Below are 22,856 nucleotides of genomic sequence, written 5' to 3' on the forward strand. Positions count from 1 at the left end.
GGCTCCAGCGCCCCGGCCCCCAGCGATGACCGCCACCCAGCCCGACCATCCTTTCCTGCCCACAGCCAGCGCACTCACCACAGACCCCTGCATCCACTGCGGCTTCTGCCTGCCCAGTTGCGCCAGCTACCGGGTGCTGGGCACGGAGATGGATTCGCCCCGGGGGCGGATCCACATGCTCAAGGCGATCGATCGAGGTGAACTTTCCCTCGATGCCACCGTGGCCGGTCATTTCGACAGTTGCCTGGGCTGCCTGGCCTGCGTGTCGGCCTGTCCCTCGGGGGTGCGCTACGACGAGCTGATCGCCGCCACCCGGCCGAAGCTGAACGCTCCGGAGCTGCGCAGTCCCTGGCAGCGCAGTTTCCGGGCGCTGCTGTTCCAGCTGCTGCCCTACCCCGCGCGCCTGCGGGCCCTGCTGCAACCCCTGCGCCTCTATGCGGGCACCCCCCTGCAGGCCTTTGCCCGCCGCAGCGGTTTCACCCGCCTGCTGGGCCCCCAGCTGGAGGCCATGGAGCGGCTGCTACCGGCGCTGCAACCCGAAGCCTTCGGGGACTCGGCACCGGCACTGATCCCGGCCCAGGGCCGCCGCCGCTACCGCGTAGGGCTGGTGACGGGCTGCGTGCAGCGGCTGTTTGATCCGGCGGTGAACAGGGCGGCGATCGAGCTGCTCTGCGCCAACGGCATCGAGGTGGTGGTCCCTCCCGAGCAGAACTGCTGCGGCGCCATGACCCACCACCAGGGGGAACTGGAGCAGACCCGCTCCCTGGCCAAAGATCTGCTCAGCAGCTTCGAGGCGGTGATCGGCGTGGGGCGGGCGGCGGGCCCCGAACCCCTTGATGCGGTGCTGGTGGCGGCCTCCGGCTGCGGTCACACCCTCAAGCAGCTCGATGAGATCCTGGCGGGGGAACCGGAGTGGGCCGCCCGGGGCAGCGCCTTCGCCACCCAGGTGGCCGACATCCAGGAGTTCCTGCAGCGGGTGGGCTTGAGCGAGGAGTTTGTGGGGCGGCTCCAGCCCCTGCGCCATGGTGATGGCAGCCCCGCCAGCGCCGATCGCCCGCTGCGCCTGGCCTACCACGATGCCTGCCACATGCTCCACGGCCAGGGGCTGAGCCTGCAGCCGCGGCAGCTGCTGCAGCAGATCCCACACGTGCGGATCGTGGAGGCGATCGAAGCGGGCGTGTGCTGCGGCAGCGCCGGCATCTACAACCTGGTGCAGCCCGATGAAGCCGCCGAACTGGGCCGAATCAAGGCCGCCGATCTCAGCGGCACCGGCGCCGATCTAGCCGTGAGCGCCAACATCGGCTGCAGCCTGCAGATCCGACAGCACATGGAGAGCACGGCTCGCCCGATCCCGGTGGCCCATCCGGTGGAGCTGCTGATGCGCAGCGCCACCGGCAGCTGAGGCTTCAGCCGGCAGCCTCCATCAGCTGCCAGGCCTGGCGGAGGGTGCCTGAGTCACCGAGGTTGCCCGGCATGGTCAGCAGGGGCAACTGGGGAAAGCGCGGGTGCTCGGCCGGCAGGCGCAGCAGCGAGAGGCCCGGCAGCAGTTGTCCTTCCAGCCGTACGGCGGCCAGGGCCAGACCATCGCGCAGCAGGGTCTGGCTGGTGGTGCCGCCCTTGCTGATCAGATAGCTCAGCTCCGGCGGCAGGCCGGCGGCCAGGCGGGCCATCAACCCCGCCAGGCTGAGTGATAGATGCTGGCGTTCGCCGGCATTGCGGCAGGGCCGCTCCCCCCGGCTGGTGAACAGCAGCGGTGTGCGGCCCGAGCGCCAGGCCTGCTCCAGCCGCTCCTGCAACTCCTGGCGCAGCAGCTCGAGCGCCTGATCCGCGCCCTCCCGCCGGATCGTGGCCAGCACTTGCTCCACCGGCAGCTCCACAGCGGCGCAGGCGGGTTCAGCCAGCAGCGGCTGCAGCTGCTGATCGCTCAGGGGCACATGGGAGCCCACCAGCACCGCTCCAGGGGCCGCACTGCGGCGCCAGCGGGCCAGCTCAGCGGGCGAGAGCGGCTGGGGCGGCAGGGCGGCAAGGGCCTGGAGCAGGCTCGCCGCCGACTGCACCAGCAACCGCCGCCGCGGCAGCACCGCCCGGATCGCCTCAGCCAGGGCCTGGAGCTGCTCGGGCCGCTGGGCATCCACCACCACCACAGGGTTGCCATCCAGGGCCAGGAGGCGCTCCACCAGGGCCTGGTGGCTGGCCGGCTCCAGCTCCACCAGGGTGATCCGCTGCACTGCCTCGGCCCGGCGCTGACCCCCACTCTTGTGCTCCACCCAGGCGGGCAGGTGGCTGGTGGGGTAGCCGAAGCGGGCATCGGCGGCGAAGGCCGAGTGATGCACTGGCTCGCCATGGAGCAGATGCACCCCCTCCACCGTGGTGCGCCCTCCCTCGAGGAAGGCCGGCACCAGCAGGGTGGCCCCAAATGGGCCGAGTGCCGCCGCGATCCGATCGATCTCCACGGGGAAATGGCCGCGCAGGGTGGAATCACCCCGGCTCACCAGCAGCCAGGGGCCTGGGCCGGATTCAGCAGGGTCGGCACCTTGGGTCGCAGCGCCATCCGCAGCGCCGGCCGTAGAGAAGGCCTCCCGCAGGGCCCCGCAGATGTCATCCACCCGTTCAGCGGCCTGCCGGGGCTCGAGCGAGCGGGTGTCACTGAGCAGAAACAGCAGGGGGGAGGGGTCGAGCAGGGCCCGCTGGAGCGTGGACTGATCCCAGCGCAGCAGCAGCAGGCAGCCATGCACCGACTGGGATCCGGTGGGGTCGTCATCCAGGACGATGATCTTCAATCCGGCGGCGGCGGGGGAGGGCCTGGGGGCCATGGCACCATCGTGCCGTGATCACCCCCGAGCCCCACGATCTGGCTGATCTCGTGCAGGCCTTGCACGCGGAGGGAACGCCCTGGCTGCCCGCCGGCAGCGGCAGCCGCCTGCACTGGGGGCCGCCGGTGCAGGACACCAGCACGGTGCTGAGCTGCCAGCGGCTCAACCGCATCCTGGAGCACGCTGTCGGTGATTTCACGGTGACGGTGGAGGCGGGCACCCCGCTGCGGGACCTGCAGGAGACCCTGCGCCGCCAGAACCAGTGGCTGACGATCGACTGGCCCTGGGGCAGCGATGCCGAAGGCCATGGGGCTGGCACGGTGGGGGGGCTGGTGGCCCGGGGAATGGCCGGGGGGCTCCGCCAGCGCTACCTGGGCGTGCGCGACCAGCTGATCGGCATCGGCCTGCTGCGGGCCGATGGGGTGGCCGCCCGCGCCGGCGGCAAGGTGGTCAAGAACGTGGCCGGCTACGACTTGATGCGGCTGTTCACGGGCAGCTGGGGCTCCCTCGGCCTGATCACGGAGGTGACCCTGCGCACCAGCCCCCAGCCGCCGGAGCGGCGGGGCCTGCTGCTGCAGGGGGAGCTGGGCCCCCTTGATGAGCTGCGCCGCTGGCTGCTGAGCTCTAGCCTCACCCCCGAACTGATCGACTGGTGGAGCCCGGCGGTGGCGACCCAGGCCGGTGCGGATCCGCAGCACGCCCTGCTGCTGGGGCTGGCCAGCGTCAGTGATGCCGCCCTGCGCGCCCAATGCCTGGAGATCCGCACCCGCGCAGAGCAGCTGGGGCTGCGGGGCCAGCCGCTGGATCCGGAACGGCTGGAAGCCCTGAGGGCCGTGGCCCTCGGCCACCCTGAGCCGGGCGGCTGGCTGCTGCGCTTCGGCACCCTTCCCTCCGAGACCAGTGCGCTGCTGGCGGAGCGGGTGCTGCGGGACCTGCCGGTGGTGCTGGGGGCCGGCAGCGGCCTCGGTGATGGCTGGGCCGGCTCCGAGCTGCCCGCCTACCGGGTGGAGGAACTGCGGCGGAGCTGCGTGGCCCGGGGCGGGGTGCTCACCGTGCTGCAGCAGCCGCCGGGGGGCCATGTGCCGGCCTGGGACGATGTGCCCTCCAAGCCGATGATCGAGGCGGTGAAGGCCCAGTTCGACCCGAAGCAGCAGCTGGCCCGCGGGCGTCTGCCCGGAGTGCGCGATCCGCTCAGGCCCTGAGGGGCATCAGGCAGGTTTCGGGGATCGAGAGGGTCAAGGGCGTGCCCGCCTCAGCCAGGCGCCGCCAGGCGCGGGCACTGATCTCCACCTGCAGCGGGCTGATGGGGGGGCCTGGGGCCGCCAGCGCCAGCACGTACACCGACACGCTCAGGGCACTCTCGTTCACCTCCAGCACGCGGCAGGGCCAGGCATTGAGCTCACCGGGCTCGGCCGGATCGGCGGCGGCGCGCAGCTCCAGATGATTGGCGCGCAGACCCACGTGGGTGGTGCCGCTCTCCCAGGGCCGCTGGCGCCGCAGCGCCACACCCCAGGCTGGCGCCCAGAGATCACCGCTGCTGCGCAGCTCCACCCGGGTGATGTTCTTGCAACCGGTGAGGCGCGCCGCCGCCGGTGATCCCGGCTGCTGGAACACCTGCTGGCGGGGCCCATGGGCGATCAGGCGACCCCCATCGAGCAGCAGCAGGTCATCGGCCATGCGGTAGGCCTCATCGATGTCGTGGGTGACCAGCAGGAAGGGCACGCCGCTGCGCTGCAGCTGCTCGATCATCTGCTGCTGCAACTGACGGCGCCGATAGGCGTCCTGGGAGGAGAGGGGCTCATCGAGCAGCAGCAGATCAGGCTCGATCACCAGGGCGCGGGCCAGGGCCACCCGCTGCTGCTGGCCGCCAGAGAGCTGGTGGGGGAAGCGAGCGGCGAGGGCCGTCAGGCCCATGGCCTCCAGCTGGGTTCGCAGCCGCGTCTGGCGTTGGTGGCGCTCCAGCCCAGCGAGCCCGAAGGCCACGTTCTGCTCCACGCTCAGGTGCGGGAAGAGGGCATGATGCTGCACCACCATGGCGATGCGTCGCCGCTGCAGGGGGGCATCGAGGCGGCTCTGGCTCTCGAACAGCAGCCGGCCATTGAGGCGAAGGCGCCCCCGATCCGGACGCTCCAGCCCGGCAAGAGCCCGCAGCAGCAGGCTCTTGCCCGCCCCTGAGGCCCCGAGGATCGCCAGGCGCGGGCAGCTGCTGCTGAAGCGCAACTGCAGCTGGAACCCGGGTCGCTGCTGCTCCAGGTCCACCTCCAGCCGAAACGGCGCCGGACGCCGGATCGGGCCGGCAGCCCCAGCACCTGCAGCCACCGGAGCAGCGGGCTCCGCCAGCTCCAGGGCGCGCGGCGGCCGCCTGAGCCGCCGGCCTTGGAAGCCCTGCACCAGCAGCAGGCAGAGGCCGTTGAGGATCAGCACCTGCACGGTCCAGAACCAGGCCAGGGCAAGGTCGCCGCCATCGACCGCCGCGTAGATCGCCAGGGGCAGGGTCTGGGTGCGGCCGGGGATGTTGCCCGCCAGCATCAGGGTGGTGCCGAATTCACCGAGGGCCCGGGCATAGGCGAGGCTGATCCCCGCCAGCAGGCCCGGCATCAGCAGCGGCAGCGTGATCACCCGCTGCACCCTCCAGGGGGACGCCCCGAGGCTGAGGGCCACCGCCTCCAGCGAGGGATCCATCTGATCGAAAGCCGCCAGCAGGGTGCGGTAGAGCAGCGGAAAGGCCACCACCGCCGAGCTGAGCACCGTGGCCGGCCAGCTGAAGACGATCTCCAGTCCCAGGAGAGCCAGCCCAGAACCCACCGGGCCATAGCGCCCCAGCAGCTGCAGCAGCAGAAAGCCCAGCACCGTGGGCGGCAGCACAAGGGGCGAGAGCAGCAGCAGGTCGGCGCCGGCGCGGCGGGAACCCTGCCAGCGGCTCACCTGGCGGGCCGCGAGAAACCCCAGGGGCACCACCAGCAGCACCGCCAGGGCGGCACTGCGCAGGGAGAGCCAGAGGGGGGAGAGATCGGGAAGGCCCGCGCTCACGGTTGGGGGGAGGGATCAGGGACCCCGAAACCATGGCGGCGGAAGCGTTCACGAGCGGGGGGTTCCGCCAGGGTGAGCAGGTAGGCCTGGGCGGCGGCGGGGTTGCCGCTGGAGGCGAGCACAGCGCCCACGTAGCGAATCGGAGCATGGCTGCCGGCGGGTGCCGCCGCGGTGATGCGCAGGCCGTCGTCCGCCTGGGCATCGCTGCGGTACACCAGGCCTGCCTGCACATGACCCTGGGCCACCGCATGGGCCACGGCCCGGGCGGAGCCAAGCGGCACCAGCCGAGGGGCCACCGCAGCGCTGAGACCCAGGGCGCTGAGCACCTGGCGGGCGTAATCACCTACCGGCACCGATGAATCACCGATGGCGATCGAGCGCAGCTCAGGCTCCTCCAGGCCCTCGAAGCTGAGGGTCCGCCGGCTGGAGCGAGCGGGCACCACCAGCACCAGCTCATTGCTGAACAGCTCGCGGCGACTGCCGGGCAGCAGCCGGCCGGCGCCCTGGAGCGCATCCATCTGACGCTGGCCTGCCGAAAGGAACACATCCACAGGCACCCCCTGCAAGATCTGCTGCTGCAGGGCGCCCGAGGAGGCGAAGTGAAACTGCAGCGGTGGGCCGGCGCGCAAGCTGCGTGCTTCAACCGCCGCGATTTCCTGGAGGGGACCCGCCAGGCTCACCGCAGCCGCCACCAGCAACGGCCTCGGGGCGGGCGCCTCGCTGCAGGCGGAAGCCAACCAACCCAGCCCAGCCAGCAGCGTCGCACTCAACCACCGCCAACGAGGCGCCATCTCGATCAGCCCAGCCGGGAATCGTCGCACTCGATCTCCGCCAGCAACGCACTGGTGCCCTCGATGCAGGAGCGAGCCCCAGCCATGGTTGTGACCTCGGGATCCAGGTTGGTTGAAGGCTGGCCAGCACACCACTGGGCAAATCCCCGGGGCTGATTGCAGGTGAAGGCGATCTGGGTACCGAGGGGAAGCATGTCGGGTGCCAACCGTTCCAGCAGGGCCGCGTCCCTATCGGGGAGGGCCCTTTCACCCAGGATTAGGATCCGCTCCAGCGTGATCAGCCGCGTCTGGAAGATGCGGAGAATGTCGTCGGTGTTATGGGATATCACGGGAGCCCCTTGTTGAGATCAATCAGCTCGACAACCATTAAAACAAGCTGAAGACGGTTGCACCAGGATCGAACCAGGCGCCTGTGCAACATGGGTCAAGACTATATCCAGGGGGCTTGATGCTAGAGAGTGGCATTAACTGTCGGATTCCAACAAGGGGAGAATTCTAGCCGTCACTTGCTGGACAATTGGTGCAGGTGCATGAGCAATCAGCCTCGCTATTCGTATTCGCCAGTCCAGGCTGTTGAGCTGATCGGGAAGAACTACACCACCAACCTCAAGACCCTAGGGCAGGCGAACTTCAAAGGGATAACCATTGACCCGGGATGCTACCGGGCAGACAAGGGCCAACCCAACCTTCTTGTTGTACGTCTTTGGTGACATGATCAGGGCTGGCCGTTTACCCGCTTGCTCGCCTCCAGCCTGAGGTGTGAACTGAAGCCATGCCAAGTCTCCTCTATCGGACACATAAGCGGCTGGCATCAGAAGATCTCCACGCCAACTGCTTCTCCAGTGTCCACTCCTGAATGAAGGTTTTCAGGAGTGATGTCTACGAGGAGATTTTCTAGCTTGAGCCGAGCAGGAAACGCCGGCTTCACGATCAACTCACCCTCAAGGACACTCAGACGGACTTCTGAACCGGAGCCGACTCCGACCTCTTCGGCAAGCGAGCGCGGGATCCGCATCCCAAGGCTGTTCCCCCACTTTTGGATCCGTTTTTGTACGGCCCAATTGCGGCTATACAGAGAGTATACGCCATCTTGCCGTGGAAGACTCTAAGCACTCCGCCGCCATCTGTCTAACGCTGCCCCTGAGTGGCAGGCAGGGAGCTTGGGGTGGCGGAGCCGGAGAGTTGATGGCGGCCTGTCCACTCGAGGGGCCTGTTCGAAGTGACGATTGCAAGAGCAAGATAGTCACACTCCCATGAAAACAGCTTTTGCAAAATTAATCTCACAATGTAACAAGACCAGATCTATCGAGGATCAAAGAAGGGCGCGTTCAGCGCCGGTTGTAAATATGGCTCGCTCCTCGCACGATTGATCGTTGTTCGGTGGTAAGCCGATTACCATGCCAGATGAATCATTATTGGGAGGCCTACTTAGTATCACCCTCTTCAAGGATGATTTTCTCTGGATCAATATCGTAGACCCATGGAGCCGAATTCTTCCAGCCGTTCTTCATTCTCTTCCCGATGAAGACACTTTCTGGATCCGTTACCTTATCGCCTTCCACGCCATCGATGATGTTGTAGACATTTTTAAAGCCAGCATCAGCGAGAAGGTTGATCGCCTTGGCAGCACGTTCACCCGAGCGGCAAGTCAAAAAAATAGTATCAGTCGGCTTGGCAATCCTTTCGACTTCGGCAACAAAGACTGGATTGAGCTTCGGGCCGTACGTTGTCCTTCCATTTTTCCTTTGGTACGTCACAAACGCATAGGGAACATTCAAGGCCATCTCAGGGTGGCCGACAAAGGCGTATTCCTCAGGAGTCCGCACGTCAATCACCTTGACCCGTTCTGGTGCTGCCTTCCACATGTCGTAGGCCTGTGCGGCGGTCACATAGAGGCCGAGGGTGGTCTGTTTCTTTTTGGGTGGCTGGGTGGTCAAGACCGAGGGATCAAATCCCTCAGCCTTGGATTCACCACCAAGTGAGGCAATACCACTAAACATGAGAAGCGTCGTGCAAAAGACAATCGAGATTGTTGTATTCGAACCTGTCAAGACAGGCCCAGTGAATCTCAAGTTTATTTACGTGCTCTATGTTGTGGGAAACCGGTGGGATAGACGAACTATCCGAGACGCGTGCATGAAACATCGAGCCCCCCTCCTCCAGGGAGCTTGCTCCAGCTTCTCTTCTCCCATTCCTCTGTGAGCACGTCCATCGCCGCCCTTTCCAGAAACTCCGGCCGCGCCCACTCGGCCACATCGAAGTCGTTCTGGATGTAGCCATGGCTGAGCATGAAGTCTTTGCCGATCCGGATACATTCCATGTTCTGCGCACACAGGCTTGGCACCATGTCCACGTGCTTGATACCCTCATAGGTATGCTCGGCATCCAGATAGAAGGTTTGCCGGTTGAGGATCACCGCCGCGGCGTGCTTATGCTCGTTGGCCCAGCGTCCGACCTTGATCATGGCTTTCATGTAGGCGATCACCAACTCAGGGTGCTCATTAGCCATCACATCCGTACAGGTGATAACAGCAGGGGTGTTGGCCACCTGGATCGTCCAGTCCGGAAGCTTGGACAGGTCAAAGATGGACTTGATCTGAGCCGTAGCCTCCGAGAGCTGTCCCATTTGCCCCATCTGGTTGTAGATGGCATCGACAGTACCTGCAATGAGTGCTTTTTCTAATGGTCGGAAGGCATAGTCGTGCTTGTGGTCACGTCGGAGCCAAGTTTCAGACGGGTTGTTAATCGGAGCAAGCATCTTTGGGTCGTCATACCAGTCGTCTGCATACGGGAATTCGACGATCTCCACATCGTCCATCGTCATGTCGTGCAGCATTAGCATATTCTCGATGCCCATGTGCTCCTGAATCCTCCACCAGTCGTTCTTGATGGTGTTAAGGCTCTTGGTGAGGCCAATCTTCTTGCCTTTCAGATCCTGAATCTTGAAGATCTTGTCGCGGGCGCGGACCTGCATCACCCCGCCTTCGCAAACCCACGTCGCCCCCAGAAGCACGGTGCGTCGGATGTCGGCGTTGACGGCGATCGGGGGATAAAGGCCGCCAAAGCGGATCAGGTTGTCGAGGTTGTGAACATAGTGCGGGTACCAGTTGTTCAAGGGTGAATGACGGAAGTAGTCGTACTCGACGCCGATCTTCTTGAACTCTTCACGACACCAGCCCAGCTCCTGGTCGACGTTGTTCGCCGACACCATGGGACAGTTGGTATACCAGACCTCTTCCCAGTTCAATGGGACTGTGGTGGCCTTCCGGTCCTTCGCTTCGCTCGTCGTCATGGTGATCGCTCTGCTTATTGGGGATGCCTCTCTCCTCTATAGGAACGGACGACCTGGCATGGCCTTTCGATCGCAACAAGGTTCACACAGCCAAGTGCCCATGCCACGGCCTGCACACCAGCGGCGAACAGAAATCCTGAACTGGTGGTCGCCCAGGGCCGCTGGTAACCAGGGCCATAGTTGATCCGCAGTTCTGAGGCTCCACCCCCGACGGGCCGGACATCCCCTGGACTGCTGCAGATGAGGCGCTCAACCCTGGCTTGAACCAAGGACTTGGCCCTGAGATCCCGAAGACCCCTGAGCCAGCGCACTAATTCCTCTGTACGGCGGACTGCAACCACTCTGTCAGTGAAGCCCCCTGGCTACGGGGAGGCAAGAGCTCGGCTCCGCAGCCTCAAAGCGGAGGCGCAATCCTTCGAACGCTCCAGATCAGAAGCGGGCAGAGACCTCGGCATCGAACCCAGCCTAGGCTCCCGTCTTCTGTATCTGGATGTTATGCCTCAATTGATCCATATCGCCAGGTCCGCGAACTCGCCAGCAATCTTCTTGATGTTGGCATGTCCAATTGCAATTCCAACACTCGTCAGTGTGAAGTTCTTCATGGGGGAATCAGACCATACTTCGAACAAGTGTGCCATATAGGGGCAATACTCAACACACTTGGCCCGAATTTCAGATTCGGACATCTTGGTTTCGTCAAATAGTCCTTTTATCTTTTGGCGGTCCTCTGCAAGGACTGCGACTTGATCGAAGAGTGTTTCAAGAGTCTCATGACTGTTCGTCCGAACCTGGATTTTCGAGGGGTCGTTCAGACAGCTCATGAATAGGCGCGGCTCTAAGCCGACCGTGATCCCTCGCCCGGAAACTTCGGATGGATCAAAACCCTTCAAAAAAAGTCCTTGATAAGTCGCGCCAAGAATGGATTCGAGACTTATTTCTCCGAGGCCGGCAGCTCCACACCCTGTAAACTCAAGATGTTGGTACCATGCATGGTTCTTTTGCACCTTTGCTGCAAAAGGCTGTAGGACGCGATCCAAGTGGGTCGCGAGCATTTGATGGTTGCCGATGCCTTGGTTCTGCGTGTACTTGAAAAGAAAGACAACAGAGAGTACCGCCAACTGGCCTTCGGTAAGCTTGGGGGCGGTGTTAAGCGACTCATCCAGAACGATCTGCATGATGTCGCGCTGTGGATGGCGAGTGCGATCCACTAAAAGATCGACGAGCAAGTCTCCTAGATTGTCATCTCCTGTACGTGCATGATCTCTTTGCACCGTAAAAAGAGCGTGTTGAAATCCAGGATCATTAGCTTGCGCAAATCCCTCTGGATGCTCTCGCAGCAAGCGTTCGAGGAGCTTCTCTGTAACCTCTTCTGCGCGCTGTTCAGCTGTTTGCCTCGCGAGACTGGATAGTCTGTAGAAGTTCGCTTCAAAGACACCTAGCGCCGCATCCTTGACGTCGCTGTACGACATACCGCCATAGACCACTACATCTCTACCAGCTTGAATTGCGGTCCCATTCTGCTGTGCGGTCTGGTTTTGATCAGTCGCTCTTTGGTCCACTCGGTTCTCCGATTGTGACGTCACGTCCAGCTTGGATGCCGATTCCGTTGCCGGAGACTGATTGCGTCTGCGAGGAATCAACTTTTTCCACATGTTTCTTTCCTGCGAGATGTAGACCGCTGAGTGCGAGTATCGCTGCCACTAAAGCTGTGCCGGAGTCGAAGCCAGGCTTGTATATCACCCATGCCACGGCCAACCCTAGGCCTAGCCAAGCAACCAGTTTCAAGTAGCGCATGATGTCCCTTCAAGAAGCATAACGCTGCCCTTGAGTGGCAGGCGAATACTCTTAAGCGGAATCTCTGACGAGTTGCATCCTGCCCACTCGAAGGGCCTGTTAGGCACTCAGGCCTGAAGATTGCGCTACTTGCCGGACTGTCCTTTGATGCTAGTAGCAGGCTTGTTGTCTCGTATCTCGAGATTAAATAGTCTTCCAACTTCGATAAAGACATCCTTTGGGCCTAGCCTGGCAAGCGCGGATAGCAACACAATGAGTCCGATAGACCCCGCAAATAGCCAGGAAGAGACAAGCCCTTGGATTACGGCTGGCCAAAAATTTCGCAGCTGACGCAAGTCTGAGCCAATCTGAGTTAATTGATAATCAGCAAGCAGCCGAGACTCAATTTCTTCAACCTTTTCTTCGAGTGCTATCTCCAAGAATTCTCTGGCAATCTCTTTGGCCTGAACCCCGTAGCCACTGAGCCTAGCTTGAGTATTAGAAGAAACGTGAAATGACTGAAGATCTTGGTCTTCAGGAGCTCTGCCATACTGCTTTGTAAAGTTTCTAATGTATTCTACTTTTTCTTTCTTGTATAGCGAGTAAGCTATCATTCCGACGATATCATCGGGAGCGGAGACAAGCTTTTCATAGATAAAATTGTATGGCTGTCTCTCGCCTGAGTGGTCATCGCTAGCCGGCCCCATGAGTCACCTTAACAAATGCGTCCTGCAAGTCTCTCTTTATATCACCATCGCTTTTCTTGATAACCATCAGCGCTTGGATGGCTGCTGTCCGTTTTCGCGCTTTCCTAAGAGAATCGCGCTTTTGAGAAAGGTTTTTACTAACGTTCTCGACAAAGCTCAAAGTAAAAGTGTGCTGCTGCTTGTCACGTGTGGACATGATGGTTTAAATTTTTGACATATTAGCATATATGCGGTCAGTTCGCAACGTGTGCTTAATGCAAGAGGTTGCGCCGGATCTGGCTACATGATTGCTCTGCATGTATTCCATTGATGGGAGGGCTCTCATGGGCTGCTGCTTTCGATGTGCCTAACTCTCAAGATCAGCGGCGGGGAGTAGCCCTGTGCGCTTACAAAGCACCTTTGGACCCATCCGCTGAATCTTGATGTTAGCCATCAGCGCGTTGAATCCGCAGCATTTCGCATGCGCCTCTCTGGAACTCGTAGTTCACCCGATGAATCGACACTTGATGTCCCGCTGCACGCAGCATCTCGACGCTCCCATCAAGATGAGGCGAAATCGCACCACCCAATGCAAAAAGTGGAAACACCCTGACTTCTTTGGCGACTCGGCATAGCTCCAACAGCGAAAAATGGTGAAACGCCTCGTCCAGCTGGCGGCTATACAAGAAAAGAAGATGTGAGCAGAGGGCCAAGTCGAAATCGCCGTCAGGGAATGGCAGAGATGGCAATTGCAAGTTCAAGTAACGACCCTCAATCATGCCGGCTGGATAGTCATCCAAGAACGCTTCCATAGCGGCCATGCGAATCTGACCGAGCTCCTCGACCGATGTGATGGCTTCCCAAACGAACTCATTCTGGTTCTGCCTAGCCTGTTCAATCACTTGCTCATAGGTCGCGGCAATACGAGCTTTGATATCGGAACTGCTGAATGTATAGATTGGATCGCATGAAACTACCTTGTTGCCTCTTCTGGTGGCTTCGGCATTGAAGCTTGCTGGTCCATCCCCACAACCCAGGATTCGGCCCACCATGTCAGCACCGGTGAGTGAGAACATGGAAGTGTATTCCTCATATGAGCGACCCCAAGGAACGACTTGATCTAGCGTGAACATAGGTTCTTTGATGAATGGCTAACGCCCAAGCTCAGCCGCGTCCTTGGCGCCCGAAGGGCGTCAAGGACGCGGCTGGAGCGCCTTGTTGGGCACTTGATCACCTGGTTTTTCGTGTTAGCTCTGAGTTAGCGTGCGAGGATTGGCATCCCACGGCAATGAGTACTCAAGGCGAACTGTGCGTACGCTACGCGCATCGTTCCCGAGGATATCTGGCTGTCGCCCTACCCCACCCCAAACGAACAACGAAAATCGCCCGAAATGGCCTGGACGGTCGGTGCTTTGCAGGTTAAGCCGTGCTCCAATGTCGTTACCTGCCCCGTCCAAGAAAGCAAAATTGACTACAATAGCGCCCGGATTCCCACTACGAACGAATCTCTGCCCTGTCCAAGTAGAGGGGTCAAATAGATTGAACGCCACCCGCTGACGAACCTCCCGGAAAATAGTAACTCCAGCGTAATCGCGTCGGAATGCTGCGAGATCTACATGCGAGAGTTCAACGCGAACCTCAAACCGTGTTTCTCCATTCGGGCTTATATGTTTTCGTTCGCTCACGGTTTCCTCCGTAGGTTTCAGATGAATAATAGTTCAATTGCTGCCCAACGCTCGCCATCACCAGGCCGCAGAATAATACAGCGATCATTGATGATCTTGCGGGGGGCGGCGCTGGTGGATGGCGTTGTTAGCTCTCACCGCGAAGCGCTTTTGATTTTGTCCGCCAAGGCGATGAGGCGCTCTGCAGCAGCTTTGGCCTTAAATGGAGTGTCGCACTCGCTTGCCAGAATTCGTTCAAAATGTGCGCCTTCGTGGAGCAATATTGTGGTTCGCTTATGGGCCTCGGCCGGGGTCTCTTGATGCACTGTGTCGCCATCTACCTCAACAATCATCAGCAACCCATTATGAACAATAACGAAATCTGGTTCTATCCGACTATAGTTCTGCCCTCCACGAACGAATACAGGCAGTGGGGCAAAAGATACGCCCAGAGACTTGAGAGCACGATAGAAATGAATTTCAGGCTGAGAACGAAACAACAGCCCATCGCAAGACAGGGGTGCCACGTTGTCAGATCTGACGCGTCCTTGATTTGAAACCTTGCTTCCGCTCAGCCAGGCTGCGGCCTTCTCTCTCCACTGTGGATCTTCGACCACAGCTGGAACAACTTTTACTTGCGTTAGGCGATCATTGGTGTATTGTTCCAGCAGAATCTGTGTTTTGTCTAAGATTGCTTGCTCGATGTTGCCAAGACCCTCTTGAAGCTGAGGATAAAGGCTGACTGGGACATGCAAGAATAAGGAGTGGTAAGTAGTTCCGCCATTCCAGCTGTCGTATTCAGTCTCTACGACCTCTGGAGCTGCATAGGTCAGGACCGCCACTTCCCTTGCGGCAGCATCAGCGGCAAAAAGTCTCGCGAGCGTGCCAAGGAACGGCTCGGGATCAGCTAAGAAGCGGGATTGCAAGTAAACCTCCTAGTAGAGCCATTAGACATTTGACGGTTCCGTGAACCAGGCCAACTTGGGCAGCCACTTCCGATAACCACACGACGACGATCTCGGAGATCTCGGGAGCACTGTGGCGCAGTGCTTCACGTGCATGATCGACCCAGTGCAGGAGTGGTTCGCGGGTTCGATAACCACCTGTTCCTAACGATACACAAGGCCTGGCAGCACAGGTAGTCAGCCCAGGGTGATTCGCCAGCCGAAGGGTTGAAGTCCTGGCTCGCCGACCCGTCGATCACTTTGGATTGATCGCGGTATCCGGCCGAGCTGGTGGCCGGGATCTGACCGGATCGAGCGCAACCGCAGCCGCTTCATCGCCGAAGCAGTCCGTCACGAGCTTCAGCGCCGCCGCAGGGTCATGGCCCCTTGGGAGTGGCTGCGGGGTGCTCCACCGGCAGGCCCTGAGCCTTCCAGGACCGGATGCCGCCGCGCAGGTTGGCCGCCCGCGTGAGCCTGTTCACCTGCAGCTGTTGCTTGGCCAGAGCTGAGCGGCTGCCGGAGTGGCAGAGCACCACTGTGGGCCGGGCCAACGAAAAAAGACAGTTTCCTAAGTCCCCAGGCAACGCCGGACGCGGCTAGCCAGCATGAAACTCCTTACCAGCACTGGCCTGTGGCCGCCCGAAGCAAGAAGCTGACGCTGGCTGAGGTGAGGGCGTTGATCCAGGCGCTCTTGGGCAAGCCGGAGTTGGGCGAAGCCGATCTGATGGACTTCGCGCAGACGGTCAACGGGAGCGCATTCAAAGATCCGCCACCACCGAAGCCCAAGCCCCCCACTGCCACCGAGCTCAAGAACAAGGTGCTGGCCCACTTCCACTGCAAGACCGTCGCCCAGCTGCGCAAGGACAAGAACTTTCAGCTCTCGATGACGGGGGAAGAGGTGGCCCTGAAAACCAAAGACGACTGGCTGGTGCTCTATCGGCGCTTCATCGGCATTCCGGCGAACGAGCGGAACCTGGAGGACGGACCCACCGTGATCAACGGCATCGACATGCTGCAGCACTTCCGGCCCTGGGTGGTGTTCGGCCTTGACCCGAAGACTGCCACCGCCGATGAGGTGCGCGAGGCGTTCCGGCGGCTGATCCAGCAGCACCACCCCGACCATGGCGGCGATCCTCGCGTGGCGGAACGCCTGACGACGATGAAGGACTCGATCCTTGCCCTGCTGCCCTGAGACGATGCGCGACCTTCTGACAGCCCAGGAAACGGCCAGGATTCTCGGCAAACGGATCGACAGCCTTTACAACATCGTCGACGCGTTCGATGCCAAATCCGACGACGAATGGGAGCTGGTGGAGGGCGAGCACTTCGAGTACACCGGCCCAGCGGTGGCCGGTGCCAATGGGCGACGACCCCGGCGCTTCAGTGAGGAGGGCGTGGAGGCCTTGGCCCGCTACATCGAAGCCACCGAGAAAACGGGCTTGCTTGGCAAGATCCGCGAGCGGCTGTTCAACGTTAAGCAGAAGCGCAAGCAGCTGCTGGTGTCAAGGCGGATCACCCAGGAGTTCATCGAGGCCGGCGGCACCCTGGAGATCCGGGGCGATCTGGCCTTCGTGAGCCGCAAAACCACGGTGGGCATCCTGCAGACCAACTACCTGGGTCTGAACAACTCCTGGAACCGGCTGCGCACCGCCGGCACCGAAGAAGGAGAAGAAGCCCTGGAGCTCAACAAGGACTTCCTGGAGAGCGAGGAGCGGCAGGTGTTGATCAGCCAGCGGGGCATCGCCAGGGTGGCCCGGGACATGCGGGTGAACAGCCGTATCACCAAGACACGCCAGGCCTGGATCGAAGCCGTGGGCGATGTGGTGGAAGCCTGCTTCAACTCCGAGATCCGCTACCTCACCGAAGGAGTAGACCGGGCGATCAAGCGCGCCAAGTCGGCCGCCGGCCATCGCTGCGAGATCACCGGCAAGAAGGCGGCGGTGCACAAGAAGATCGACCTGGACGGGCACCATCTGTTCGACCGCCGCAGCCGCCCGGACCTGGCGGACCTGCCGGAGAACATCCTGGTGATCGTGCCCGATCTGCACCGGGAGTTCCATGGCTGGAAGAGTGGACCCTGCACCCCCAAGGATGTGCTGGTTTTCGTAGAAACCGCACGCGGGGATTTGTTCGATCCTGTGAACTCACGCGATATGAAGAGGCTACGGGCGTTGACCCATCGGCTGCAGCGGTTCCAGAGTGAGCGGGAGGGGCAGAAGGTGAGGTATCACCGGAGCTAACGCTCAAGATCAGCGGCGGCCACTAGTTGAAGGCAAACAATAGACGTGCATGGCCCCGCCCGCTGGATCTTGATGTTAGACGCTCGGAAGAGTCATGCTAAACGGCTAGCGCGCTGCCACCCTTCAGAAAGCACATTGCAGCGAGTCTTGTAGTTAGACGGAGACCTGCTTATCACCCCATGATCGGAACTTGGATGTTGGGTGACGAAGACGATCCGCTCGCGCCCCAAGCAATTGATAGTGCTGACTTTATTGAGGGAGTCTAGAGTATATGATCTTGAGATTACTGATGAGTAAATACTCTTGTTGACACTTGCGAAGAGAACTATCATCCTAGGATTTTGAACTTGAATCTGGTAAGCCAGATATTTGCGGCAGATCTCTGCGTATAAAGGTATCGACACACATTCGTTCTGGCCAATGGTTGAACCTTTCTTGCGTAGGCCGAGCAATGCATTTGTAAAGAAGCATTCGCTTCCTGGCAGGCCCGAGGCCATGATTCGTTTAACTAGAAATTTCCAAGTCGCGACATTATCTTGCTCCCATGGGCGCGACTGTGGTGGATACTTGTCAACCGTTCCAAAATCTTGGCCTACAAACATAACTCCATTTTCTGGAAATGGGGTAGTAGCTGGGCCTGTTATTCCTGAGTGTGTGGGGTCCCGCCATAATCCATCACCACCAGGGAAAAATCCACGTCCAGTTAAGGGCCATGGAAAGACAGTAAGAGCATCAGGATATTCTTTGCCATCGAACAACCTTGAATGCTCGACTCTTGCAAGTTCTGTTCTTAACGACGAGAGCGGATCAAGCGTACTCATTTAAGGGTGACACAAGAGTAATTAGATTTGGGCCGAAGAGAATTTAGCCTGTTTCGGTTGAGAGAGATGATGCGTCTAACGCTCCAGATCAGAAGCGGGCATGGGCCCGCCGGGGTGGCAAGGAGTTATCGCACCCGTCTTCTGAATCTGGATGTTGGAAGGCTTGGCGCCAATCAAGAATTCACTCATCTGTTGAACCATACTCTCAAGTCTGCTATGGTTGAGCTGTCCTTCATTAAAGCTTGGGTCAAAGTTAAGCTTTACTGTCAAAATAGATCCGTTAGCGTGGGCGATCTTCATTCCCAAGACAGTCCAAAACTTCAAGGAGATGATTATGGCTAATTTCACGCATGCGATCATGATTGTGGTAACAATTACCGCATTAACTGCGGTTTTGCATCTCAATCAGAACAGGGCGGAGGACAGCGCACGTGGAGGTCCCCGTAGGGGGCGCCTACGCTCAGATCTATTTGCAGTTGAGTCTTTGGCCCAGGAGGTGCGCCTGGGGGGAGTCATATCCCCCACCTCCTTCAATTGTTCTATTGCCACCTGATCTTAATTCCTCACAGTTCAGACGCGTAACTTCGTAAAGCTTTCTTGTAGGAATCAATAGCGCCATCTAGGCTTATTAGCTCTGCTGACATTTTCCTTAGATGCTCCTTGCTGGAAGTTTGGCCAGACTTGTAGAGCCTCTTGAACTCCTCGTTAACAGAGCTGACTTTCTCTAGGATCTGCCGGATTTCGTCAAGCCTCGCGTGTCCGCTATCGAAATATAGCTCAGCCAAAGTAAAAAGCCTATCTACGTTGATAGCATTCTTTGTGTCAATTGCCAAATCAAGCGCTTCGTTGTAGGTGAGGTCGCCTTTCATGACAGACAGGAATGGGAAATAGAATGAAGTTGCTTGCTTTGACCACGCCATTACTAGAGAGTAAAGCTCTTCTAGGCGCTCTCTACGTGCTTCTAGTCGATCTTTGTCGCTTTCATGCCTAAGCTTTAGTGAAAGTTGCCTGGTTGAAGCGCGATTCGCAAGGTAAGCGCTGAGAACAGTGAAAAAGCCTGTGACAACTGCTACACCCAATGCCAGAAGAGAAGGCAAATACTTGTCTAGGGGCATGCTTGGTAGCCGCTAATAGTAATTACCATAACGATAATTCGCAGGGCTTGCGGTCCTTCCAACTAGTATTTCGGCGGGTCCGATATCCACCCCCTGCCCAGTCCCTGTGGCCGTATAAGAATCCGTAGACTCCCAAGCCGATGGCTGAAATCGGTTCCAGCATAGGGCCTTTTCTGGCATTGCCCCATCCCTCACGGGAACTTAGGCGGGTCCGAGAACCAAATGTTTGATTCGCTACAAAAGGTCTGCTGGGCTCATCACCCCACAGGGGCCTCGATTCAGCACATGCGTATAGATCATCGTTGTCTTCACGTCACTGTGTCCAAGCAACTCCTGAATGGTTCGAATGTCATGGCCACGCTCCAGCAGGTGGGTGGCAAACGAATGCCGAAATGTGTGACAACTGGCCTGCTTGCTGATTCCTGCGCTCAGCATGGCTCGTTTCACGGCCTTCTGGATCAGGGATGGGTCGATGTGGTGCCTGCCTTCGGTTCGATCCTTCTGGTCACGCCAGCGGTGAGCCTGCGGAAACACCCATTGCCAGGCCCACTCTGAAGCTGCGTTCGGATACTTGCGTCCCAGCGCCATGGGCAACATCACACGGCCCCACCCGGCCGCCAGATCCGCCCGGTGTATCTCCTGGACGTCCAGCAGATGGGCCTGGATGGGCTGCACCAGACAGGCTGGAAGCACGGTGACGCGGTCCTTGTCACCCTTTCCGCTGCGGACGGTCAGCTGCCGGGTTTGGCAGTCCACATCCTTGACGCGTAACCGCAGGGTTTCCATCAGCCGCAGGCCGCTGCCGTACAACAGCTGAGCCACGAGCTGCTCGACACCTTCGAGATGACTCAGCACCGCCTTCACCTCAGTCACCGTGAGCACCACCGGCAATCGCTTGCGCTGCCTGGCGCGAACCACCCCCTCCAGGTTCCCGACATCACCGCCCAGCACCTGCCTGTAGAGAAACAACAAGGCCGACAGCGCCTGGTTCTGCGTGGAAGCACTCACCTGACCCTCCGTAGCCAGATGAGACAGGAAGGCATTGATCTCCTCTTCGCCCATCTCCCTCGGATGCCGCATGCCGTGAAAGCGCAGGAAGCGTTTCACCCACTGGGCATAGCTGGTGATCGTGCGCCGGGCGTAATGCCTCACCTGCATCTCCTCCCGGAAACGATCCATCAGCCGTGGGCCTGAAGCCTGAGCCATGCGTTCAACGCACATCCACCTTCAGAGTTCCCCGCCCTGTCCCTCCCGCGCCAGCGTGGCCTCCAGCTCCCGGCGCCAGTCCCCTGCCGCGAACGCATGCCAGCGGCCATGGCCGGGGAGCAGCCAGCGCACGTCCAGATCCAGCAACTTCTCCACGGATCGAAGCTGCTCGTCCCAGTTCCACCAGCAGACCCTGCGGGAGGCCACCACCCCCGGCGGATCCAACCCCCACCAGAGGTGGTCGCCGCTGAACAGCACCTGATTGGCGAACAGCACCGCCACGCAGCCGGCTGTGTGTCCCGGCACCGAAATCACCAGCAGGTCGTCATCAAGCTGCTGGCGCTCCGTGCCCTCGAAGCGGTGCTCCGCCTGAGGGGCGGCCGCCGCATCGGCGCTGTGGATCCAGCGCTCGGCGCCGAACCGCTGGGCCCAGGCCTGGTGGTCGGCCACGTCGTCGCGGTGGCTGAGCAGGATCCGGCCCACCCCGCCGAGCGCCTCGATCCGGCGGGCCAGGGCAGCGCTCCAGCGCGGGGAATCGATCAGCACGTTGTCGGGGCTGCCATCGGCTCGCCGTCGCGTGATCAGCCAGCTGCTGGCCCCGAAGCTCTTGCGCGACGCCCAGCCGCAGTAGTGCACCTGCCCCTGGGGCACGCTGGTCACCAGGGCCGGGAAGCCATCGGCGGGCGTCTGGGCCAGCAGCTCCCGGGTGGTGCCGATGGCCGCCACCGGGCAGGCCTGCAGCGCCAGCAGGGCCGAGCGGGTCTCGCCTGCACCCTCGGGCTGGGCGCGCACATGGGAGCTGCTGCCGGTGGGGGCGAAGTGGGCCGGATCGAACTGCCAGCAGGTGCCGCAGTCGATGCAGCTGGAATCCACGTAGAAGGGGCCACCCACATTGGCGGTCAGACGCTCGGCGACACGAGCCATGCTCAGCTCTCAGATCCCTTCCAGCCTGGCGAGCACTGGCCAGCAGCGGCCGCTGCCCCAGCCGCTCGGCATACTTTCTCCATGACCCTCTCCGGCACCGGCACCGCCTTCGGCGGCAGTCCCATCACCACCCAGCTGGGCCAGCAGGGCCTGGGACAGCAGCCCTGGTGGGTGGAGCAGTGGATGGAGCTGATCAACTCCTACCGCTACAAGAAACGGCTGGAGCGCGCCTGGTCCTACGTGCGCGAGGGCAACGTGCTCTCGATCCGCTTCGAGGGGCGCCGCGTGCATGCCCGCGTCCAGGGCACCGAAGAGGAGCCCTACAAGGTGAAGCTCTGGCTGGATGTGCTCAGTGACGACGACTGGGGCTACGTGCTCGAAGCCCTCGGCCAGAAGGCCCGCTGGTCGGCCCAGCTGCTGGCCGGCGTCATGCCCCAGGACATCGAGCGCGCCTTCGCCGCCAGCGGCCGCCGCTTGTTTCCCTTCAAGCTGCAGGAGGTGCGCAGCGAGTGCAGCTGCCCCGACAAGGCCAATCCCTGCAAACACGTCAGCGCCGTCTACTACCTGATGGGCGACCGCTTCAGCGAAGACCCCTTCGTGCTCTTCCAGTTGCGCGGCCGCTCCAGGACCCAGTTGCTCTCCGACCTGGCCAAGCGCCGGCGCAAACAGCTGGCTGCAGCCGGAGGCGGCAAGCGCCGGGCCGCCGTCCATGTGCCTCACCCGGTGCACCCAGCCGTGATCGACCCGAGCCGCTGGTGGTCGTACGCCTCGGCCCTGGATCCGGATCTGGTGGTGATCACGCCGGCGATGGAGGGGGAAAGCGGGCTCGACGAGGCCGGTGAACTGCCCCTGGCCACCGAACCCCTCTTCCCTGAAGCCAACCGCCACTTCCTCGGCCTGCTGCAGGCCCAGGCCAGCCGGGTGAGCCAACTGGCCCTGGCCCAGGCCATGGGTGGCGGCGGCGGCGATGCCGAGGCCTGAGCCTGAGGCCGGCCCACTGCCCGCCGAGGCCCCCTGGCTGAGCGCGGCGGCGATCGAGCTGACCAGCTGGCTGCTGGACTCCCACCAGCGGGGCTTCGGCCGGCCCCTGATCGCTGCCGCTGCCGGCAGCGCGGCCCAGGAGCTTTTCGCCGCAGCCCTCGTGGTGCTCGCCCACGACGGCTGCGCGGACCGGCCTGATCACGACCCCCGCCTGATCTACGCCAACAGCTCCGCCCTGACGCTCTGGCGCCGCCCCTGGGCGGAGATGGTGGGCCTGCCCTCCCGGCTCACGGCCGAGCCCAGCGAGCGCTCCGGCCGCGAGCGCCTGCTGACCAGCGCCCGGGCCCGGGGGGCCCTCAGCGGCTACACCGGCATCCGCATCGACAGCCACGGTCGCCGTTTCGTGATCCATGGCGCCCGCCTCTGGACCCTGCGCGACAGCGACGGGCACGAGCGCGGTCAGGCCGCCGCCTTCTCCAGCTGGTGGTGGCTGCCGCGGCAGCCCCTGGCGGTTCTCCCCCCCTGCTCTGGTGTAGAGACCGCAGGGAGCGGGTAGACCGAACCGAATGGGACGGT

22 protein-coding genes are annotated in these 22,856 nt (G+C 61.3%); 6 read left to right on the forward strand and 16 right to left on the reverse strand.

Annotated features, from left to right (window positions below):
• Positions 1–25 precede the first annotated feature (25 nt).
• Positions 26–1,402, forward strand: a complete 1,377-nt coding sequence (locus KBY67_RS03040; RefSeq protein ID WP_255108590.1) for a (Fe-S)-binding protein — start codon at positions 26–28, stop codon at positions 1,400–1,402.
• Between the two features lie 4 nt (positions 1,403–1,406).
• On the opposite strand, the gene KBY67_RS03045 is transcribed toward KBY67_RS03040, so the two are convergent.
• Complete coding sequence (locus KBY67_RS03045) at positions 1,407–2,813, reverse strand: four-carbon acid sugar kinase family protein (RefSeq protein WP_255108592.1); 1,407 nt, start codon at positions 2,811–2,813, stop codon at positions 1,407–1,409.
• A gap of 14 nt (positions 2,814–2,827) precedes the next feature.
• Between KBY67_RS03045 and KBY67_RS03050 the strand changes: the two genes are divergently transcribed.
• Positions 2,828–4,015, forward strand: coding sequence for an FAD-binding oxidoreductase (locus KBY67_RS03050; RefSeq protein WP_255108594.1), 1,188 nt, complete (start codon positions 2,828–2,830; stop codon positions 4,013–4,015).
• Here the strand turns inward: KBY67_RS03050 and modB are convergent.
• The 12 genes from modB to KBY67_RS03115 all read right to left on the reverse strand — a co-directional run bounded on the left by modB (position 4,005) and on the right by KBY67_RS03115 (position 15,544).
• Positions 4,005–5,843 carry a molybdate ABC transporter permease subunit gene (gene modB, locus KBY67_RS03055; protein WP_255108603.1) on the reverse strand — a complete coding sequence of 613 codons (1,839 nt, stop codon included), beginning with the start codon at positions 5,841–5,843 and terminating at the stop codon, positions 4,005–4,007. The genes KBY67_RS03050 and modB overlap by 11 nt on opposite strands.
• The gene (gene modA, locus KBY67_RS03060) at positions 5,840–6,580 is read right to left on the reverse strand and encodes a molybdate ABC transporter substrate-binding protein (RefSeq protein WP_255108605.1); all 741 of its coding nucleotides are present in this window, start codon (positions 6,578–6,580) and stop codon (positions 5,840–5,842) included. Before modA ends, modB begins: the two co-directional genes overlap by 4 nt.
• Positions 6,581–6,639: 59 nt before the next feature.
• Entirely contained in the window at positions 6,640–6,963 is a 324-nt protein-coding gene (locus KBY67_RS03065) for a DUF1993 family protein (RefSeq protein ID WP_255108607.1), read from the reverse strand.
• A 285-nt stretch (positions 6,964–7,248) separates the two neighbouring features.
• On the reverse strand, positions 7,249–7,446 hold the full coding sequence (locus KBY67_RS03070) for a type II toxin-antitoxin system PemK/MazF family toxin (protein ID WP_255108616.1): 198 nt from the start codon (positions 7,444–7,446) through the stop codon (positions 7,249–7,251).
• On the reverse strand, positions 7,446–7,709 hold the full coding sequence (locus KBY67_RS03075; protein WP_261350534.1) for an AbrB/MazE/SpoVT family DNA-binding domain-containing protein: 264 nt from the start codon (positions 7,707–7,709) through the stop codon (positions 7,446–7,448). The genes KBY67_RS03070 and KBY67_RS03075 overlap by 1 nt, the downstream gene beginning before the upstream one ends.
• Positions 7,710–8,058: 349 nt before the next feature.
• Entirely contained in the window at positions 8,059–8,571 is a 513-nt protein-coding gene (locus KBY67_RS03080; RefSeq protein WP_255108618.1) for a rhodanese-like domain-containing protein, read from the reverse strand.
• A 182-nt stretch (positions 8,572–8,753) separates the two neighbouring features.
• A complete protein-coding gene (locus KBY67_RS03085; RefSeq protein ID WP_255108620.1) occupies positions 8,754–9,926 on the reverse strand; it encodes an ABC transporter substrate-binding protein in 1,173 nt (390 codons plus the stop codon).
• Between the two features lie 500 nt (positions 9,927–10,426).
• On the reverse strand, positions 10,427–11,485 hold the full coding sequence (locus KBY67_RS03095; protein WP_255108621.1) for an LPO_1073/Vpar_1526 family protein: 1,059 nt from the start codon (positions 11,483–11,485) through the stop codon (positions 10,427–10,429).
• Between the two features lie 360 nt (positions 11,486–11,845).
• Complete coding sequence (locus tag KBY67_RS03100) at positions 11,846–12,406, reverse strand: hypothetical protein (protein ID WP_255108622.1); 561 nt, start codon at positions 12,404–12,406, stop codon at positions 11,846–11,848.
• A gap of 425 nt (positions 12,407–12,831) precedes the next feature.
• The gene (locus KBY67_RS03105) at positions 12,832–13,461 is read right to left on the reverse strand and encodes a class I SAM-dependent methyltransferase (RefSeq protein ID WP_255108623.1); all 630 of its coding nucleotides are present in this window, start codon (positions 13,459–13,461) and stop codon (positions 12,832–12,834) included.
• A gap of 743 nt (positions 13,462–14,204) precedes the next feature.
• Positions 14,205–14,975, reverse strand: a complete 771-nt coding sequence (locus KBY67_RS03110; protein WP_255108624.1) for a hypothetical protein — start codon at positions 14,973–14,975, stop codon at positions 14,205–14,207.
• Between the two features lie 395 nt (positions 14,976–15,370).
• Positions 15,371–15,544 carry a rhodanese-like domain-containing protein gene (locus KBY67_RS03115; protein ID WP_255108625.1) on the reverse strand — a complete coding sequence of 58 codons (174 nt, stop codon included), beginning with the start codon at positions 15,542–15,544 and terminating at the stop codon, positions 15,371–15,373.
• Between the two features lie 116 nt (positions 15,545–15,660).
• Between KBY67_RS03115 and KBY67_RS03120 the strand changes: the two genes are divergently transcribed.
• Positions 15,661–16,185: a J domain-containing protein gene (locus tag KBY67_RS03120; RefSeq protein WP_255108682.1), complete on the forward strand. Its 525-nt coding sequence runs from the start codon at positions 15,661–15,663 to the stop codon at positions 16,183–16,185.
• A gap of 4 nt (positions 16,186–16,189) precedes the next feature.
• Positions 16,190–17,233, forward strand: a complete 1,044-nt coding sequence (locus KBY67_RS03125; RefSeq protein WP_255108626.1) for a hypothetical protein — start codon at positions 16,190–16,192, stop codon at positions 17,231–17,233.
• A 1,384-nt stretch (positions 17,234–18,617) separates the two neighbouring features.
• Here KBY67_RS03125 and KBY67_RS03130 read toward each other — a convergent pair.
• The 3 genes from KBY67_RS03130 to KBY67_RS03140 all read right to left on the reverse strand — a co-directional run bounded on the left by KBY67_RS03130 (position 18,618) and on the right by KBY67_RS03140 (position 21,299).
• Entirely contained in the window at positions 18,618–18,923 is a 306-nt protein-coding gene (locus KBY67_RS03130) for a hypothetical protein (RefSeq protein WP_255108627.1), read from the reverse strand.
• Between the two features lie 480 nt (positions 18,924–19,403).
• A complete protein-coding gene (locus KBY67_RS03135; protein ID WP_255108628.1) occupies positions 19,404–20,375 on the reverse strand; it encodes an integron integrase in 972 nt (323 codons plus the stop codon).
• A gap of 21 nt (positions 20,376–20,396) precedes the next feature.
• A complete protein-coding gene (locus KBY67_RS03140; protein ID WP_255108630.1) occupies positions 20,397–21,299 on the reverse strand; it encodes an MBL fold metallo-hydrolase in 903 nt (300 codons plus the stop codon).
• Between the two features lie 81 nt (positions 21,300–21,380).
• On the opposite strand from KBY67_RS03140, the gene KBY67_RS03145 reads away from it, so the two are divergent.
• Together KBY67_RS03145 and KBY67_RS03150 are read left to right on the forward strand one after the other, a co-directional pair.
• A complete protein-coding gene (locus KBY67_RS03145) occupies positions 21,381–22,280 on the forward strand; it encodes an SWIM zinc finger family protein (RefSeq protein WP_255108632.1) in 900 nt (299 codons plus the stop codon).
• A complete protein-coding gene (locus KBY67_RS03150) occupies positions 22,267–22,836 on the forward strand; it encodes an MEKHLA domain-containing protein (RefSeq protein WP_255108634.1) in 570 nt (189 codons plus the stop codon). The genes KBY67_RS03145 and KBY67_RS03150 overlap by 14 nt, the downstream gene beginning before the upstream one ends.
• Positions 22,837–22,856 lie beyond the last annotated feature (20 nt).

This window comes from Synechococcus sp. RedBA-s, assembly GCF_024345495.1.
GTDB lineage: Bacteria > Cyanobacteriota > Cyanobacteriia > PCC-6307 > Cyanobiaceae > Regnicoccus_A.

Coding starts and splice junctions, on each gene's coding strand:
- KBY67_RS03040 (WP_255108590.1), top strand. CDS start 26: ATGACCGCCACCCAGCCCGACCATCCTTTCCTGCCCACAGCCAGCGCA.
- KBY67_RS03045 (WP_255108592.1), bottom strand. CDS start 2,813: ATGGCCCCCAGGCCCTCCCCCGCCGCCGCCGGATTGAAGATCATCGTC.
- KBY67_RS03070 (WP_255108616.1), bottom strand. CDS start 7,446: ATGCCAGCCGCTTATGTGTCCGATAGAGGAGACTTGGCATGGCTTCAG.
- KBY67_RS03085 (WP_255108620.1), bottom strand. CDS start 9,926: ATGACGACGAGCGAAGCGAAGGACCGGAAGGCCACCACAGTCCCATTG.
- KBY67_RS03100 (WP_255108622.1), bottom strand. CDS start 12,406: ATGGGGCCGGCTAGCGATGACCACTCAGGCGAGAGACAGCCATACAAT.
- KBY67_RS03105 (WP_255108623.1), bottom strand. CDS start 13,461: ATGTTCTCACTCACCGGTGCTGACATGGTGGGCCGAATCCTGGGTTGT.
- KBY67_RS03125 (WP_255108626.1), top strand. CDS start 16,190: ATGCGCGACCTTCTGACAGCCCAGGAAACGGCCAGGATTCTCGGCAAA.
- KBY67_RS03130 (WP_255108627.1), bottom strand. CDS start 18,923: ATGAAAGGCGACCTCACCTACAACGAAGCGCTTGATTTGGCAATTGAC.
- KBY67_RS03135 (WP_255108628.1), bottom strand. CDS start 20,375: ATGGCTCAGGCTTCAGGCCCACGGCTGATGGATCGTTTCCGGGAGGAG.
- KBY67_RS03140 (WP_255108630.1), bottom strand. CDS start 21,299: ATGGCTCGTGTCGCCGAGCGTCTGACCGCCAATGTGGGTGGCCCCTTC.
- KBY67_RS03145 (WP_255108632.1), top strand. CDS start 21,381: ATGACCCTCTCCGGCACCGGCACCGCCTTCGGCGGCAGTCCCATCACC.
- KBY67_RS03150 (WP_255108634.1), top strand. CDS start 22,267: ATGCCGAGGCCTGAGCCTGAGGCCGGCCCACTGCCCGCCGAGGCCCCC.